Origin of the sequence: Paenibacillus sp. J45TS6 (assembly GCF_018403285.1) — a bacterium.
In the GTDB taxonomy this organism is placed as follows: Bacteria; Bacillota; Bacilli; order Paenibacillales; family Paenibacillaceae; genus Paenibacillus.
The window spans coordinates 134,444-149,772 of sequence record NZ_BOSJ01000003.1; the positions used below are offsets into that span (position 1 = coordinate 134,444).

Annotated in this window: 13 protein-coding genes; 12 read left to right on the forward strand and 1 reads right to left on the reverse strand. The window is 43.0% G+C overall.

Annotated elements, in window-relative coordinates; translation table 11 throughout:
- Positions 1-100 precede the first annotated feature (100 nt).
- A complete protein-coding gene (locus tag KJS58_RS05710) occupies positions 101-1,450 on the reverse strand; it encodes a lytic polysaccharide monooxygenase (RefSeq protein WP_249716942.1) in 1,350 nt (449 codons plus the stop codon).
- Between the two features lie 379 nt (positions 1,451-1,829).
- On the opposite strand from KJS58_RS05710, the gene KJS58_RS05715 reads away from it, so the two are divergent.
- The 12 genes from KJS58_RS05715 (at position 1,830) to KJS58_RS05770 (ending at position 15,290) form a co-directional block, all read left to right on the forward strand.
- Positions 1,830-2,990: a type III polyketide synthase gene (locus KJS58_RS05715; protein ID WP_213531309.1), complete on the forward strand. Its 1,161-nt coding sequence runs from the start codon at positions 1,830-1,832 to the stop codon at positions 2,988-2,990.
- Positions 2,977-3,690, forward strand: coding sequence for a methyltransferase domain-containing protein (locus tag KJS58_RS05720; protein ID WP_213531311.1), 714 nt, complete (start codon positions 2,977-2,979; stop codon positions 3,688-3,690). Before KJS58_RS05715 ends, KJS58_RS05720 begins: the two co-directional genes overlap by 14 nt.
- 28 nt (positions 3,691-3,718) lie before the next feature.
- Positions 3,719-4,894, forward strand: a complete 1,176-nt coding sequence (locus KJS58_RS05725; protein ID WP_249716944.1) for an NAD(P)/FAD-dependent oxidoreductase — start codon at positions 3,719-3,721, stop codon at positions 4,892-4,894.
- Positions 4,895-5,157: 263 nt separating this feature from the next.
- Positions 5,158-6,141: a sugar phosphate isomerase/epimerase family protein gene (locus KJS58_RS05730; protein WP_249716945.1), complete on the forward strand. Its 984-nt coding sequence runs from the start codon at positions 5,158-5,160 to the stop codon at positions 6,139-6,141.
- Complete coding sequence (locus tag KJS58_RS05735; protein ID WP_249716947.1) at positions 6,138-6,812, forward strand: hypothetical protein; 675 nt, start codon at positions 6,138-6,140, stop codon at positions 6,810-6,812. The genes KJS58_RS05730 and KJS58_RS05735 overlap by 4 nt, the downstream gene beginning before the upstream one ends.
- Positions 6,813-6,859: 47 nt before the next feature.
- The gene (locus tag KJS58_RS05740) at positions 6,860-9,163 is read left to right on the forward strand and encodes a helix-turn-helix domain-containing protein (RefSeq protein ID WP_249716949.1); all 2,304 of its coding nucleotides are present in this window, start codon (positions 6,860-6,862) and stop codon (positions 9,161-9,163) included.
- A 427-nt stretch (positions 9,164-9,590) separates the two neighbouring features.
- The gene (locus KJS58_RS05745; protein ID WP_249716951.1) at positions 9,591-11,216 is read left to right on the forward strand and encodes an extracellular solute-binding protein; all 1,626 of its coding nucleotides are present in this window, start codon (positions 9,591-9,593) and stop codon (positions 11,214-11,216) included.
- Between the two features lie 36 nt (positions 11,217-11,252).
- Positions 11,253-12,230 carry an ABC transporter permease gene (locus KJS58_RS05750; RefSeq protein ID WP_213531315.1) on the forward strand — a complete coding sequence of 326 codons (978 nt, stop codon included), beginning with the start codon at positions 11,253-11,255 and terminating at the stop codon, positions 12,228-12,230.
- A gap of 49 nt (positions 12,231-12,279) precedes the next feature.
- A complete protein-coding gene (locus KJS58_RS05755; protein ID WP_213531317.1) occupies positions 12,280-13,152 on the forward strand; it encodes a carbohydrate ABC transporter permease in 873 nt (290 codons plus the stop codon).
- A gap of 36 nt (positions 13,153-13,188) precedes the next feature.
- Positions 13,189-14,301, forward strand: coding sequence for a hypothetical protein (locus KJS58_RS05760; protein ID WP_213531319.1), 1,113 nt, complete (start codon positions 13,189-13,191; stop codon positions 14,299-14,301).
- A gap of 122 nt (positions 14,302-14,423) precedes the next feature.
- Positions 14,424-14,771, forward strand: coding sequence for a hypothetical protein (locus tag KJS58_RS05765; RefSeq protein ID WP_213531321.1), 348 nt, complete (start codon positions 14,424-14,426; stop codon positions 14,769-14,771).
- An 18-nt stretch (positions 14,772-14,789) separates the two neighbouring features.
- On the forward strand, positions 14,790-15,290 hold the full coding sequence (locus KJS58_RS05770; protein ID WP_213531323.1) for an LURP-one-related family protein: 501 nt from the start codon (positions 14,790-14,792) through the stop codon (positions 15,288-15,290).
- Positions 15,291-15,329: the final 39 nt, after the last annotated feature.

Sequence of the window (15,329 nt, forward strand, 5' to 3'; positions counted from 1 at the left end):
AAATCAACTAACCATATAGTTTATTGTTGCAGAAAAGCCGACATCATCAAAAAGGAGACCCTCTATGGGTCTCCTTTTTGATGATGAAACGGTTTAATGATTAATTAACAGACCAAAGGGCTGGTGTTGTAACAGGTTCCCATCCGGTTAAAGCGGTATGAGGTTGAATGCATTTATAGACAACCCCGTTATAAGTAACAAGGTCATTCGCTTTGTAGGTGGTTCCAGAAGACCATTCCGGTGCTGACGTTGACGGAGCAGAAGTCGTGACGGTTAATGCATTGCTAGCAGCGGAAACATTCCCTGCAGCGTCCTTCGCTTTCACAGTAAAGGTATAATTCGTGCTGCCTGTAAGACCAGTGACTGTGTACTCAAGTGTTGATCCAGACACACTACCTACTCGTGTATTGCCATTATAGATATCATAACCGGTTACAGCTACGTTATCAGTGGAGGCAGACCACATAAGAGAAACGGAATTGGCATTTACGGTCATAGAATGAAGTCCGCTCGGAGCTGAAGGAGCTGTAGTATCAGGTGTAGCAACAGCAGCTGTTTGTACGGTCAGTACATTACTAGCAGCAGATACGTTTCCAGCAGCATCCTTTGCTTTCACTGTAAAAGTATAACTTGTGTTTGCTGTTAAACCAGTAGCTGTATAAGTCAGAGTCGATCCTGAAACGGTGCCAATGAGCGTAGTTCCACGGTAAACATCGTAGCCAGTTACACCTACATTATCCGTAGCTGCATTCCAAGCCAGGGATACCGCCGTAGGTGCTACGTTAGAAGAACGCAGGCTCGCTGGTGCTGTTGGTGCAGCTGTGTCCGCTGCTCCGCCGCCACTGCCTGCAATATTTGCATCAATTGTATTGTAGAAAGCGTTTCCAGTATCGGAGATTTCCCATACTGCGAGAATAATATGATACCCGCTGCGGTCCGAAGGAATGTCGCAAGTATGCGTTACAGTAAAGTCAGGTCTTTTTCCTCCGTCATCAATTTTACAAAAGAGTTCAATGTTGGAACGAGTAATCGGTTTACTTTGATCCCAGCCTGGTTTAGTAATGTAATATTTCCATTCTTTTGTTGCGTGGGCTGCTGTTAACGTCCAGTTAAAAGTATTGCTACCCGAATTCATATCAACTTTTTTCCATCTTGTTGGAGATTGTTCATTCATTTCTGGGAAGATGCCAGCTCCAGAAATTTGACCATCAGCAGGGCCTGCTGCAGGAAAGTTACCTTTTGCTTCAAGCGATTGAGGTTCATATTGTACATTACCACAGCCTGTATTCTGTCCTTGTTTACACAAGAAAGCACGGCTTTGCGGGGAGTTTAGGTACCCGTGTGCTGAAGCGATTCCTGCGGTTACTAAACCTAATACAAGAGCAAATGCTAAGCCAAGCAAAATACGAAAACGGAAACTTTTTCTTTCAAGCAAGCTTTGTTCTGTCAAAATTAGTTGCCTCCTTCAAAATGGGATGACTGGTATTCAATTACCAGTTGCACTCTTATTTTTATTGATTTCAAATGATTTGTTAAGGGTAAACAATTATAAATGTGGGATAAAAATTTCGTATTATGTCACTTTTGATACCATTTGTGTAGTAAAAACGCTTGATAATTTTCTTGTGTGAATATTGTGTTACCTAATTTGAGAAGATTCAACCCGTTTTCTTTCTTGAATGAGACGTTTCATTACCTATTCAATTCAGAGAACATCATACTTATCGAAAGAGATGAATACAGATAGTTAATACAATAGGGTTAACGAAAGAACGGTTATTCCTGAACCCAATGAACGAAATTCGTTTAATTCAATGAGGAGGTAAAAGATGACACAAAATTCACAATTCACTGGCATTTCTATATTAGGCATGGGTACCGCACTGCCTTCACATCCCATCCCTCAAGCAGATATATCGGAACTAATCACCTCTTCCCTCCAGGACCGGCCCGACCTGGCCCGGTTTGCACGAAGGATATTTAGATCATGTGGAGTAGAGATGCGCTATACAGTTGAGCCGGAATTCACAAAAAAATCTTCAGACGAGTGCAGATATTTGCCATCAAATGATTTATCCCGGGTGCCTACTACGGAAGAACGAATGAATACATACAAAAGGGAATCTGTTCCCCTTGGGCTTACGGCTGCGGAAGCAGCATTACTTGACAGCGGTGTAGATAAAAGTGAAATTACGCATCTGATTACAGTGAGCTGTACGGGTCAGTTTCTTCCTGGGCTTGATGTGATGTTAATGAGAGAGCTTGGTTTATCACCACGCGTGAACCGGCTTCCGTTGATTTTCCAAGGATGCGCGGCGGGTCTCAAAGCGATCCAAATGGCAAGAGATGTAGTTCAAGGTTCTCCGGAATCAAAAGTTCTCGTTGTTTGTGTAGAACTGAGTAGTTTACATTTTCAACCTGCTATGGATCGAGAGGCATTATTTGCAGCTTCCTTCTTTGGAGACGGGGCCGCTGGGTGCGTGATTGGAGAAGCTGACAAGAATCATAGTTCCTATTTCGAACTTGGAAAAGGGTACTCCGTTCTTCTACCCGATTCAACGGAAGATATGACGTGGGAAGTGGGCAATGCGGGATTTGATCTCTACCTTTCTCCTCGAATTCCAAAACTTTTAGGTGAATATCTTGCTCCAGAGTTAGAACTACTCTTAAGAGGGGACAAGCATCCTGAATTATGGGCAATCCATCCGGGCGGAAAAGGTATTGTCGATTCGGTGCAAAATGTGCTTGGACTTCGTGACGATCAGACGAAATACAGCAGGGATATTCTTAAGAACGCAGGGAACCTGTCATCTGTCACGATTATGTTTGTACTTGCTGCCATGCGTCAGGATATGAGAGATCAAAATCAGGACATAACGAAGGGGATTGCTATGGCCTTTGGTCCTGGACTTACCGCAGAACTGATGCAGTTTACTTATGTCCCTGCCTATCAAGCAGCTGAAACGGAGCCTTCCCATGTCTATCTTTAGAAATCTTTCAACAAGAGCAAAAGAAGATGAGCTTATGGATGATTTCTCCCTTGGTGGAGAAGAACTGAGCGAAGCACTCAAGCATTTGCGAAGATTGAACAAGATTTTTGGAGCAGCTGGTCCTACTTGTTATGGAGTGGAGAAGCTATGGACGGAGATGGGTAGACCCAGTGAGCTGACACTGCTTGATGTTGGTGCCGGATCAGGAGACGTGAATCGCAAACTTCTTACATGGGCAGACAGCAGAGGAATTGGGATGAAGATTACCCTTGTCGATCTGACGGAAGAAGCCTGTGAAGAAGCCCGGCTATATTTTCGGGATGAAAAGCGGGTAAATGTGATTAGGGCTGATGTAAAGTCTCTGCCGGAAGGATATGCAGATATTGTTACGGGTTCTCAGTTCGTACATCATTTCGAGGGACAGGAGCTCGTTGAAATCGTGAGTCACATGTTGAAGTCTTCCAAATATGGTGTGGTTATTAACGATATTCACAGGCATCCGGTACCTTACACGGCGGTATGGTTAACGACACGAATCATATCACGGAACAGGTATATTCGGCACGATGGTCCGCTTTCTGTCGCCAAAGGATTTACACACAAAGACTGGAGCGACCTAAAATCAAAACTGAATCATAAGACGATGACCTATTCATGGAAACCTTTATTCCGCTATGCGGTTGTCATACCTAGAGAGTGAAAATAGAAGAAGAAGGGAGGATGGAAAAATGGACAACGTGGATAACATGGATAACATGATCGATGTGGTTATTATGGGGGCCGGTATTGGAGGCAGCGCGGCTGCCATCCAGCTAGCTGAAAAAGGGCATCAGGTTCTGCTTATTGATCGGCAAGCATTCCCAAGACATAAAACATGCGGCGAATTTATGTCTCCAGAGACCAAGGAGATGCTGGCTTATCTTGGAGTGAATCCACTAGAGCATGGAGTTAAACCGACAACGATGAAACAAGCCAGGATTATTTTGCCGAGTGGCAAAGAAATGGAAGCGCGTCTGCCAGGTGAGGCATGGGGCATCAGCAGGTATGAACTTGACCTTATGCTTCATAAAAAAACGCTGGAACTCGGCGTCAAGATCAAGACTAAAGCGATGGTTACAAATGTTCAGCAACAAGAAGATCACACTTATCTCATAGAGACAAAGCAAGGGCAATTGAGGGAAACTTATCATGCCAAAGCAGTCATTGGAGCTTACGGTATTCGAAAGCCTCGAGGGGTTCCAACGGATCAGGAGGCAGAACGAAGGGACCTGGAAGTGTTCGTTGGCGTGAAGTCACACTATACAGGGATACAAGCAGCAGATGAGGTGGAACTGTATTTTTGCGATGGGGGATATGTGGGGATCTCACCTGTGAATGAGGGTGTAGTTAACATAGCCGCATTATTGTCCTTTGATATGGTGCAGCGCAGTGGTAAATCGATCGAGGAGATTCTAAGCGAAGCAGCCTCTTCGAATTCTCGGTTATCAGACCGGTTGTCGAAGGGAACGCCAGTACAAGGTACTCAGGTATCTATATCCCCTGTAAGATTATCCGAAGAACCGGAACCCTGGTCTTTTTTTCCACATATAGGTGATGCTATGCTCATGATTCCGCCGCTCTGCGGAGATGGAATGTCGATTGCGCTTCGTTCTTCGATGATCTGTTCGATTGCTACAGACCAGTATCTGAAAGGGAAGCTGACTTATTTGGAGTGGGAGAGTAATTACACCTTGGAAGCGAATCGGGAGTTTTCCGATTTACTGCGCAGAGCCAGAAGGATTCAAAAGATGGCTTTTTCGAAAGCAAATCAAATTTTCCCCATCATCGGCCAATTATTTCCGAGCCTTTCTTCCTATCTGGTGAAATCAACACGGTTATCTGAACTTGGTGTAACTAGGTCATAGGCATAGTGCTCGTGAGGTTACTTATAAAATAACGACGAACTGTACTCTTTTTAAGAGTACAGTCAGACTGTAGACAAACTGGTTTAAACTAGTTTGCCTGCAGTTTTTTTTATTTCTCGGGAAATCGCATCGTTTTACAAAAACTACGTGATGCTTCTAACAATGTAAAATTAACACTTCCTTGTTACTCTACATACTTCTAGTTAACAATAACCCCTTACAATGGAAACAGGTCATGTTTTGTGTGAGCGGGAAACTATCATATGAAGGGATGGAGTGAGATGGAAAAAGGGGATTATTCATTTTCGACATGTTGGAACATTAAACGTTATATGGATGATGGACGAGGTATGGTTGAGGAGATAAAGGAGCTTGGATTTCAGCAGGTTGAGCTTAACTATAATGTAACGGACGTTCATTTGAGTGCAATCGAGCCGATGATTGAACGTGGAGAGATCGGGATCTCAAGTGTACATAACGTATTTCCTCATACCCCTGATCCGGATTATGGTACGGATTCGGTGCTTCTAGGTTTTGAGGATGAGATGAAACGTAAACGGGCCGTGGAGACCTTAATTGGATCGATGGAATATGCACATCGGTATGGGGCAAAGGCGGTTGTTGTTCATCCTGGTGAAGTTCCATTTGAGAATGAAATTGATTCGAGGCTAAAAAAGATCTATAGGGAAGAAGGTCGTAATTCAGCTCTTTATGAGCGTGTTTTTCAAGAAATGTTGAACAAGCGGGACCAGGCGGCACCTAAGTACCTGAACACGATCGTGCAAAGTCTTACAGAAGCTTGTGAATATGCAGCGAAAAAGCAATGGAACATCGCGATTGGTATCGAAACACGTTCACGCTGCAATCAAATGCCTACACTAAAGGAAGCGAAGATGATATTGATATGTGATGAACTAGCAGGAGCTGGTGTTTACTTATGGTATGACATCGGGCATGCCACCATGATGGAACGTATGGGTCTCTATGATAATAAGGAGCAGCTGCAAGAAGTGCTTCCTTATATATATGGTGTTCATATTCATGAAACGGTCGGCTTGTCAGACCATTATTGTCCTTATATCCACAGTCAGGATCGAGATGATTTTGATCGTTTCCTTCCGGCCATAAATCAGGCAAAAGTAAAAGTTTATGAGCTGAAGTCAATCTGTACGCCAGAAGAAATTCATGCTAGTCACAATCTGTTGCTTGAGAAACTAAAAGTAGGAACGGAGGAATGGATGCGATGAACACCTCTCACTCGAAGGATGTATGGCTAAAATATGCACCGTATCTCATGTTTGATTTACATGAACCATTTTATCCAGAAGCAGTGGGGGTTTCTATACTGGAGATGCCAGCAGTATCTCCTTCGTTTCGCAGGTCGTTTCCAGGTTCAGAGTCACAGGTGAAGCAGGTCATTGAATATGCCATCTGGTGGGATTACGAGATTGGGCATTTGTACGAGATGGAGCATGTATGGGTCTACGTGGGTAACGATGGCCAAGTAGTGGATTGTGAGGCGAGTTTTCATGGCAGAGTGCTGAAAGGTCTGCTGAAAGATCGCAGTAATTTGATTGAAGATACGCATGTACGTTTGTATTCTCAGCCGGGCAAGCATGCTTTTTCGCCAATTCCTACCCTGTTTGAACTGCTTCCTAATTTATATCAGGCTGCAGGAAGCCAAGCGGGGATAGATGGTCTGCTTGTGACTGATCTGTTCTGTGAATACTTCTCTACGAATGATGAGATCGATGCGAAGGTAAGGGAGTATCTTCAGACCTTTGCCTTTGTTCCTACCATGGAGTTTACCGAATATAAGTTTACGGGGGAGCTTATGATGCCCTGGAATGATTTATTTCATATGGTTCCAAGAAGAATTGAGAACCAGGTAAGAGAACTCGGATTGCAATTACCTTAGTGAATCTAATCTATAAAAATCTCGGTACCGGAAGGACGGTGTGATGATTGGGACAACTCTATCAGAAAGAAGGGATCATTGCGAGAAAAGGATATAAGCGTATGCTGCTGTCCTATTTACCGCTTGTACTCATATCCATTTCTGCGGTTGTCTTTATTTCTTTTATCATCGTTACTGACTTGATGACCCAAGAAGCGAAGAGGGCCGACACGCTAACCGCTAAACGTGTTGTCGATACGATCGAAGGAGCGGCTCGTGATATGGAAAGCACTGTTCTTCGTGAACTGGCGGTGAATCGACCCTTATACAATTTTATGAATACCTCCCCTAATGACAACATGAGGCTCATTCAATATGAGCTGTCTACAGATTTAAATAAACTGGCGGAGAGTTATCCTGCAATTCAGTCACTTTATGTATATCGATCGGAAGATGCAATGGTTTTAACTTTACAGGAGATTATGCCGCTCTCTGAGTTCTCAGATAAGGAATTTATAGCGGCTCATTTTCCTTTGACAGAAACCGGGAATTGGCTGAGCGCAAGGTTATTTACAGATCAGCGTTCTACAAAGTCAACACAGGTTCTTTCATTAATTCAACGTTTCCCCCTGCCGCTTGGAACGGAGGGGATTGTTGTGGTCAATGTGAATGTAGAGAAACTGATTGCACTGTCAACCGATATGCGCAGTGATGATTTATCGGTGATGAAGATTAGTGATATGAAAACCGGTAATTTGCTCTATTCCACAAATGAGATGGAAACAGAAAGACGACACGATGACTTACAGGTGGATAATAGATATACCTTTCAGTATCGCTCGGATTATCTTGGCTGGACATTCTACAGCGGTATAAAAGAAGGTTCGTTGTTTGCATGGGTTTCCTTCCTATCTTATATTTGGATCGCTATTGGTATTTTAGTGCTGCTTTCTTGCGTATTTGCGAGTATCTATATTATTAAGCGTAACTATCGACCGGTAGAGCTACTGATAAGCAGGATTCAACAATTTCCTCTTCAAGATCTTCCCAAGCAGAAAGCAGCGGATGAGTTTGCTTATATTGAGAAGGCACTGGAGAATTTGGTCGAGACAAATAAACGATATGAACAAAGGCACCAGGAAGATTGGATGCTGGGGAAGCGGCAATTTATCCGAGATTGGTTGGAGGGAGAAGCAGCTATTTCAGAATGGGAAGAAAAAGCACGACAATTCGAAATTCCAGTCGATGTTCATTTATGTACCGTGGCTCTTATCGAATTAGAGCTTGATTTAGATTTTCAGAGACAGAATCAGGATCTGGACCAAAAGGTTTTGAAGTTTTCTCTAGCGAACGTTGTTCGAGAGCAGTGGCAGCAAGAAGGACATTTGGAATTGGAATGGGTGGCTTCGGATCGGCTTGTTGTTGTGTGGCTGCACGAAGTGGATTATGTCCCGGAGAATATTCAGGATCAGGTGAAGCAACTTGAAGAACTGGTGAGTTGGATAAAAAAACATCTAGGAATCATCGTTCGAATTGGAGCCGGACGCCTGGTTTCACACCACTTAGAAGCAGCTATCTCCTATCATCAGGCGCGTCATGCACTGAGGTATAAGCTAATTAGCGGGAACGTCATGATGTACGCTCACATGGAGAGGACATCTCCCTATTCAGCATATACTTATTACCGCCATGTGGCGGAATGTATAAGACATTTACATACGATGAACGATGTTTGGCGGGAAGAGACCGAAACTATTTTCGAGCAAATGGAGAGAGAGCGGCTGGCGGATGAAGAAATCTATGCAATCATTGACTACGCAGCGATGCTGCTGCTGGAAGAGGTAGAAGGGATAGCCGCTTTTGATGTGAAGAATAAACTTCGAGACCAAGTGGCAATGATGCAAGAAAAGGTGGGGAAGGAAGCTTTTTTTCCAGGATTATATAGTGTGTTTAGTGAACATCTGGAACGTTTCTACGTGCGGTATTGTACCTACAAAAAATCAAATAAATATCAGGAAACGATTAATCGGGTTAAACAGTACATTGAGCAAAATTACACAGATCCAGATCTATCCCTCACACAAATCAGCGATAAATTCGCCTTGAAACCCAAGTATGCAAGTCAACTTTTCAAAGAAGAATTCGGTATGAAATTCGTCGATTTTCTACTGAGACTGCGAATGGAAGAAGCGAAGAAAAAACTGAATGAAACAGAGGATTCGGTACAAGATATCGCTTTACAGATTGGATATGCGACCTCTATCTCATTTGGGCGAATGTTTAAGAAAATGGAGGGAATAACCCCTGGAGAGTATCGTAAAATGAAAAGTCCTCATCTCGAATCTTCGCGATTGGAACAAGCTGTGAAATGAGGGAATGGTATTTCAAGAAGAAAATATTTACATGTCTCTTGACGAGAGGAGTACAGCCAAACGGCTGTTTCCGATCATTTGCGTCAAGGGGCATTTTTTATTACGAAGGAAAAGGAATGAATGAACCATTATCCGGGGTACGTTGAGGAATTCTATTATTGTAAGCCCATACTTGTACGTAAACAGTACATTATTGCCCGATTCGCACAATATCTGCAGATATAAGTTGATCATCGGAATCTGGTTTATCAAGAAACGGAGAACCCTTGCTGGATAAGGGATTTAGACTAATGAACGGCATAGGGAAATGGTCTATTTCGTCTTAGGTCAAATTCAAGTTATAACAAAGATGCGAACCTTAGCCGATACGGATTTCGGTTAAGGAAACGCTTATCCATGGAGAAGATGGAAGGGGATTGAAAGGGAAATGGTAAACCGTGATGTAGCAGCTAAGTTTTGGATGAAGAAGCGATGGGGAAGAGGGATATCAGTTATATTAACTTCGGCATTTGTCGTCGGTTTATTGTCAGGCTGTGGCAGTACCGCGATGACAGCTGAAAGTGAGAAAGTGCAAGAGGGCGCGAAATCTTCTTCAAGTAACGTAACCTTAGAAATTGAAGTGTATGAGCGGGGAGAAGCGCCAACAGGTACTTCGGTAACAGACAATTATTTGACACAGTTCGCACAGACAAATTTCGGAGATCCTAATGGAATTACATTAGAATACGTACCGGTTCCACGCTCAGAGGATGTTCAGAAGCTGAATGTCATGATGGCCTCGGGTGAAGTACCTGACATTATTTTTACTTATGACGAGAATCTTGTATATAACTATGCAAAGCAAGGTGGATTAACAGAACTAGATTCTTTACTGGATGAGCATGGATCTAACTTAAAAAGTTTCCTAGGTGAAGAAACACTTGAATATGGAGTCTTTGAAGGAACTCAATATGCGGTTCCAGCAAAAAGGGTCAATATTGGTAAATACGCTTCTTATATTCGTCAAGATTGGCTGGATGAGTTAAGTCTACCTGCGCCACAAACGACGGATGAAGTGTATGAAACGTTAAAAGCTTTTAAAGAAAAGAAACCAGGAGGTGCGGATCAGGTGATTCCCCTCGGATTTTCTTTGACACCGGCTTCTTATGAACCTATCATATGGGGACTCACAGAAAAACTGACGGAAGAGCAAAGTATTACGCTGACACATCAGTTAGGTTCACGTGACTATCCAACGCTGCTGCCTGGTCATAAAGAAGCACTACGCTTTCTGAATAAGTTGTATTTAGAAGGGTTGATGAGTCCGGATTTTGCACTGGATAAGGATAAGAAGAAACTGAACCAAGATATTCAGACAGGTAAAGTGGGAATGTTCGGAGCTGACAGCATCGAACCGCTGCATGAGACATACAAGAACTTGAAGACCAATGTTTCTGGAGCAAAGCTTACCGCGATTGATCCTTATACCAACAGCACAGGTGATCATTTCAAACCACTGTACAAACCGGCAGGCTTGTACATCATTATTCCAAAAGCAAGCAAGCATGCTGCTGAGGCGATTCAATACCTCGATTGGATGGCACAGGAAGATACACTATTTTTGATGCAAAATGGAGAGGAAACGAAACATTATAGTCTAGAGGAAGGTATTCCTGTTCGTCTAGATACGGAAGATGCCAAGAAAGATCTATTTAACACAGGGGATATGGCGATTATCAGCAATGGACAGGACTTCGGTGATGCAGAGAAGAACAAAATGGCTGACTTAATGTCCTTATCTGAAGAAGATCGCGAATTAGGCAAACAAGTTAGAGACATTACACTTGTAGATGGTGTGAAACCGGTACGCTTTGACAAACCACTTGAATCACAGATTAAATATGGAACCTTACTTCAGGAAAAATATGATGAGCTGGTAGCTAGGTCGATACTGGCAAAAGCGAATGAATTCGATGCAACTTACGATATGCTGCTGGGCGACATGATGAAAAGTGGCGGAGAAGCGATATTAAAAGAACGTCATGAACTTTACCAGGCGATGAAAAAGCAATAATCATTTCATCCACACACCTAAGAAAGGAGAAGTGGGATGAAGACAGAGACCAACCTAGAGTCTGGAGCTGTTGCAAAACGTCTTCCGAGTTTACACGGAGGTACGGTGAGAAAACGGAAATGGAAAAATTTCATCCGCAACTGGCAGTTATATGTACTTATTTCTTTACCGCTGATCTTCTTTTTATTATTTAAGTATGGTCCCATCTATGGGATTACCATCGCATTCAAAGATTACAACTTGTTCACTGGGATTGCAGGCAGTGAATGGATCGGTTTAGATACGTTTCGTGAAATATTTGCAAATCGGGAGTTTTATGTTGCACTGCGCAATACGCTTATGCTGAATTTTCTCGATCTGCTCGTATCTTTTCCTGCACCGATCATTTTGGCGATCATGCTGAATGAATTGACGTCTGCAAAAATCAGAAAAGTATCTCAGACGGTATTGTATCTGCCGCATTTTATTTCCTGGGTTATCATCGGTGGTGTGTTCTATCAGGTATTTGCTACAAATTCAGGTATTGTCAATGAATTGCTCGGACGAATAGGAATAGGATCTATTCCATTTTTGTCCGACCCTGCCTATTGGGTAGTAACCTATCTATTAACGGGGGTATGGCAAAGTGCAGGCTGGGGAACGATCATATATCTTGCTGCGATCGTGGGCATCAACAAAGAATTATATGAAGCAGCCAAGATAGATGGAGCTGGCAGGTTCGCTGCTATTCGTCATATTACTTTGCCGGGCATACGAACAACTATGGTGACCTTACTCATATTAAATTTAGGGCAGATGGTACAGATCGGGTTCGAACGTCCTTATATCATGGGCAATGTGATGGTTAAAGATGTTTCGGAAGTACTCAGTACGTTCACCTATACCATAGGCCTGCAATCGGGACAATTCTCTTTCGCTACGGGAGTAGGTCTTTTTCAAGGCTTGGTAGGACTCTTATTTATTCTCGGAGCTAATAAGTTAGCGAAACGTTTGACAGGTAACGGCATTATCTAAGCTGGATAGCTCCTTTTAAGGAATTGAGGACATGAAAGGAAGATAGATCATGAGTTTGCTTTTCAAGGATCGGCTGTTCAGAGGCGTCAACACGGTATTGATTATCCTATTCTCGCTCATGTGTCTGGCGCCGTTCCTGCACGTGCTCGCCGTATCGCTGAGTTCTAATAATTCAATTTTGTCAGGAAAAGTGATGCTCTGGCCGGTGGAATGGAACTGGGAAGCACATAAAAGAGTAATCGGCGATATAAGTATGTTAAGATCCCTTATTTTTACTATCGGACTTACGGTGCTTTACACGATACTGTGCATGGCAATGACCATTGCTGCAGCATATCCGCTTACTAAATCCCAGTTGCAGGGTCGAAAGATGATGATGTACCTTATCGTATTTACGATGTTTTTTAGCGGGGGGATTATTCCAGAATACATCCTCATTAAGGAGCTGCATTTGGTTAATTCGATGTGGTCCCTCATTTTGCCTCATTTAATTAATCCTTTTAACTTGATCATAATGATCAGCTTCTTGCGAGCAATACCGAAAAGTTTGGAAGAAGCAGCGGAAATTGATGGATGCAGTCATTTTGGTGTCATGTTTCGTATTGTTTTACCTCTATCTATGCCGGTTATTGCTGCACTAAGTCTTTTTTATGCGGTTAGTCGTTGGAACGGGTTTATGGATAGCTTGTTTTACATCACAGATCCAAATATGTATCCTCTGCAGCTGAAGCTATATCAGCTCGTAATGAACAATATGGCCAATGATACGACGCAGATGGAGGGAATTCGCATGGTAGAGGTTTTGCCGGAAAGTCTGAAGGCTGCCAGTATCATATTTACGACGGTTCCAATCTTACTCGTGTATCCGTGGCTGCAGCGTTACTTTGTGACGGGTGTCATGCTGGGCGCCGTGAAGGAGTAGGGACGGGATTATTAATCTAAGAAATGGGGACTGAGGATGAATCAGAAATGGGGATTAGGTAAAAGGGTGTTGGCAAGCGCTATCGTAGTGGGAACTTTACTTACAGGACCAATAGTAGAAAAACCGGTTAGTAAGGCGGAAGCATCGGTAGCTCTCAGCTTAAATGCACAGGAACAAGCTGAACTTGCAAGTTTTTGGTCACCCATTTTGTATCAGGATGTAGGCTCTGCTCCTCAGGAGGATATTCCGGTCCCCGTAAATTTTGACGGTGACTGGTCGGCACTAAACAGCTGGAATAACATCGGGAAATATGCAAAAGGCAGCAGCCTTCCCCTGAATCCAGCCACATATTGGTCTGTAGTTGAGAGTGAGACACACTATTTTATCAGCTATAACTTATTCTACGCAGCACATAATCCGCAAGGGACAATAGGTGATCATGAGAATGATATGGAAGGAATGATGTTTACCATTCGGAAGCCTGGAACAGCTAAAGAAAATGGCAGTGTCGTAACGAACCCCAAGGGGGAGCTTGAACTAGCACTCATGCCGCGGCACGCTAAGCTTGGAATGTACTCTCCTGCAACAGGGGGAGGTTATACTCCGGGTCTCAGTACCGTTTATTATGATGGAACATTTACAACGGAAACGAATGCAACAGGTACACATGTACTTGTATACAGTGCTCAAAATGACGAGAAATACACAGAATCAGACGGCGATTTCGGGCATGCGCTCAAACCTTACAGTGGAAATGGAGCCAAAGGGAAGACGGGTTACGTATTCGAGTGGGGCGGGAATGGTGTTTCAAACACCAATATGAATGCGGCTGGTCAGGATATTTGGACACAAAAGTTAGGAAATTTCGATAACACAAAACGGTTGTATAGTTCTCTAATTCCTCTTGAAACATCCCTATGGCCATTACGTAATGATTTCACACTTGATCTGTGGAGCAGTTATGGCACCTTCAGAGGAGATGAAGGTCGTGCAAATGCAGCTAATACCCCTTGGGGATGGAGTTTTGAAGGTTACCGTGATCTAGGTGGAGGCCGTATGCTTTATGATCCAGCTGGATTTGTAGATGCATTATTCGATGGTTTGGGTTCGTTCTCACATACCTATATTACGAATGCATATGAATCATAAAAGTGGAATGTGACAATTTCATAAAGGTAAATGTCTTACAGACTGGACAAATGTCTGTAAGGCATTTTTTTGTCTTTATAACCTGATACAATAGGAATATGAGAAATGAAATGAGGGATACCATGAATATTGAAATAAACAGGGATCTAATTGAGGATGAACGTGGTAATTTATACCGCGCTGTTCAGCTAGAAGGGAATACACTTATCGTAGTCAATGCGTTTGTAGAAGCCTCTTTCCGAGAGGTACTGAATTTTAACAAAAGCAAGAATGAACAGCTTGCGGCTTACGAAGGAGAGTATGTCGGAAAACAAGCAATGGATATCGTAAGACATGATTATGTTTATGCCCTCAAAGAGATGGATGGCAGACTGTATACATTGCAGGATGTAGAGAAGGTATATGACGTGAACTTTATTAAGATGATTGAATTCTTTAGACCCAAAGGTATGAATCCTCATAACGATTGAGATAAGGGGGAAGCGTATATGGAACTCTATTTCAGGGATCGCTTTTTTAGTTCAGGGACATCTGAAATTATGGATGCTTCAGGCAGCGAGCTGGGCTGCATCGATTTGAAAAGTGCCTTCGGGTCTTCGCTGGATATCTATGATTCTTCGCGTAACCTGATCTATTCAGGTAAATTTAGAGTGTTCTCTAATAAATGGAATGTACTTGACCCGCAAGGAGAGACGATCGGTATCGTTCGATCTAGAATGAGTTTTCTAGAGAAGAAGTTTGAGTATCAAGCAGGATCGAGAGGAATATTTACGATTACCTCACCCGCATTCTCTAGAGATTTTACCATCGTGGATGAGCAAGGAGAGGTGGTAGCAGGATTTGAGAAAGTCTCTGGTTTTTTCAGCTCAGGAGCCTATCGCCTGCATAATAATTCCTCCGAAATAGACAGCTATGAACTGATTGCCGTGATTATGGGGGTTCATTCCATTCGTAAAAGACAGAGTCAGGCGGCAAATTCAGCGCCCTAAAATGAACCTGATATAAAAAGAAAGGGACACAAATAGGTG

Excerpts from the sequence above, each read along its gene's own strand:
- KJS58_RS05725 (WP_249716944.1), top strand. The coding sequence starts at position 3,719 with ATGGACAACGTGGATAACATGGATAACATGATCGATGTGGTTATTATG.
- KJS58_RS05730 (WP_249716945.1), top strand. The coding sequence starts at position 5,158 with ATGAAGGGATGGAGTGAGATGGAAAAAGGGGATTATTCATTTTCGACA.
- KJS58_RS05765 (WP_213531321.1), top strand. The coding sequence starts at position 14,424 with ATGAATATTGAAATAAACAGGGATCTAATTGAGGATGAACGTGGTAAT.
- KJS58_RS05755 (WP_213531317.1), top strand. The coding sequence starts at position 12,280 with ATGAGTTTGCTTTTCAAGGATCGGCTGTTCAGAGGCGTCAACACGGTA.
- KJS58_RS05770 (WP_213531323.1), top strand. The coding sequence starts at position 14,790 with ATGGAACTCTATTTCAGGGATCGCTTTTTTAGTTCAGGGACATCTGAA.
- KJS58_RS05735 (WP_249716947.1), top strand. The coding sequence starts at position 6,138 with ATGAACACCTCTCACTCGAAGGATGTATGGCTAAAATATGCACCGTAT.
- KJS58_RS05750 (WP_213531315.1), top strand. The coding sequence starts at position 11,253 with ATGAAGACAGAGACCAACCTAGAGTCTGGAGCTGTTGCAAAACGTCTT.
- KJS58_RS05715 (WP_213531309.1), top strand. The coding sequence starts at position 1,830 with ATGACACAAAATTCACAATTCACTGGCATTTCTATATTAGGCATGGGT.
- KJS58_RS05720 (WP_213531311.1), top strand. The coding sequence starts at position 2,977 with ATGTCTATCTTTAGAAATCTTTCAACAAGAGCAAAAGAAGATGAGCTT.
- KJS58_RS05760 (WP_213531319.1), top strand. The coding sequence starts at position 13,189 with ATGAATCAGAAATGGGGATTAGGTAAAAGGGTGTTGGCAAGCGCTATC.
- KJS58_RS05745 (WP_249716951.1), top strand. The coding sequence starts at position 9,591 with ATGGTAAACCGTGATGTAGCAGCTAAGTTTTGGATGAAGAAGCGATGG.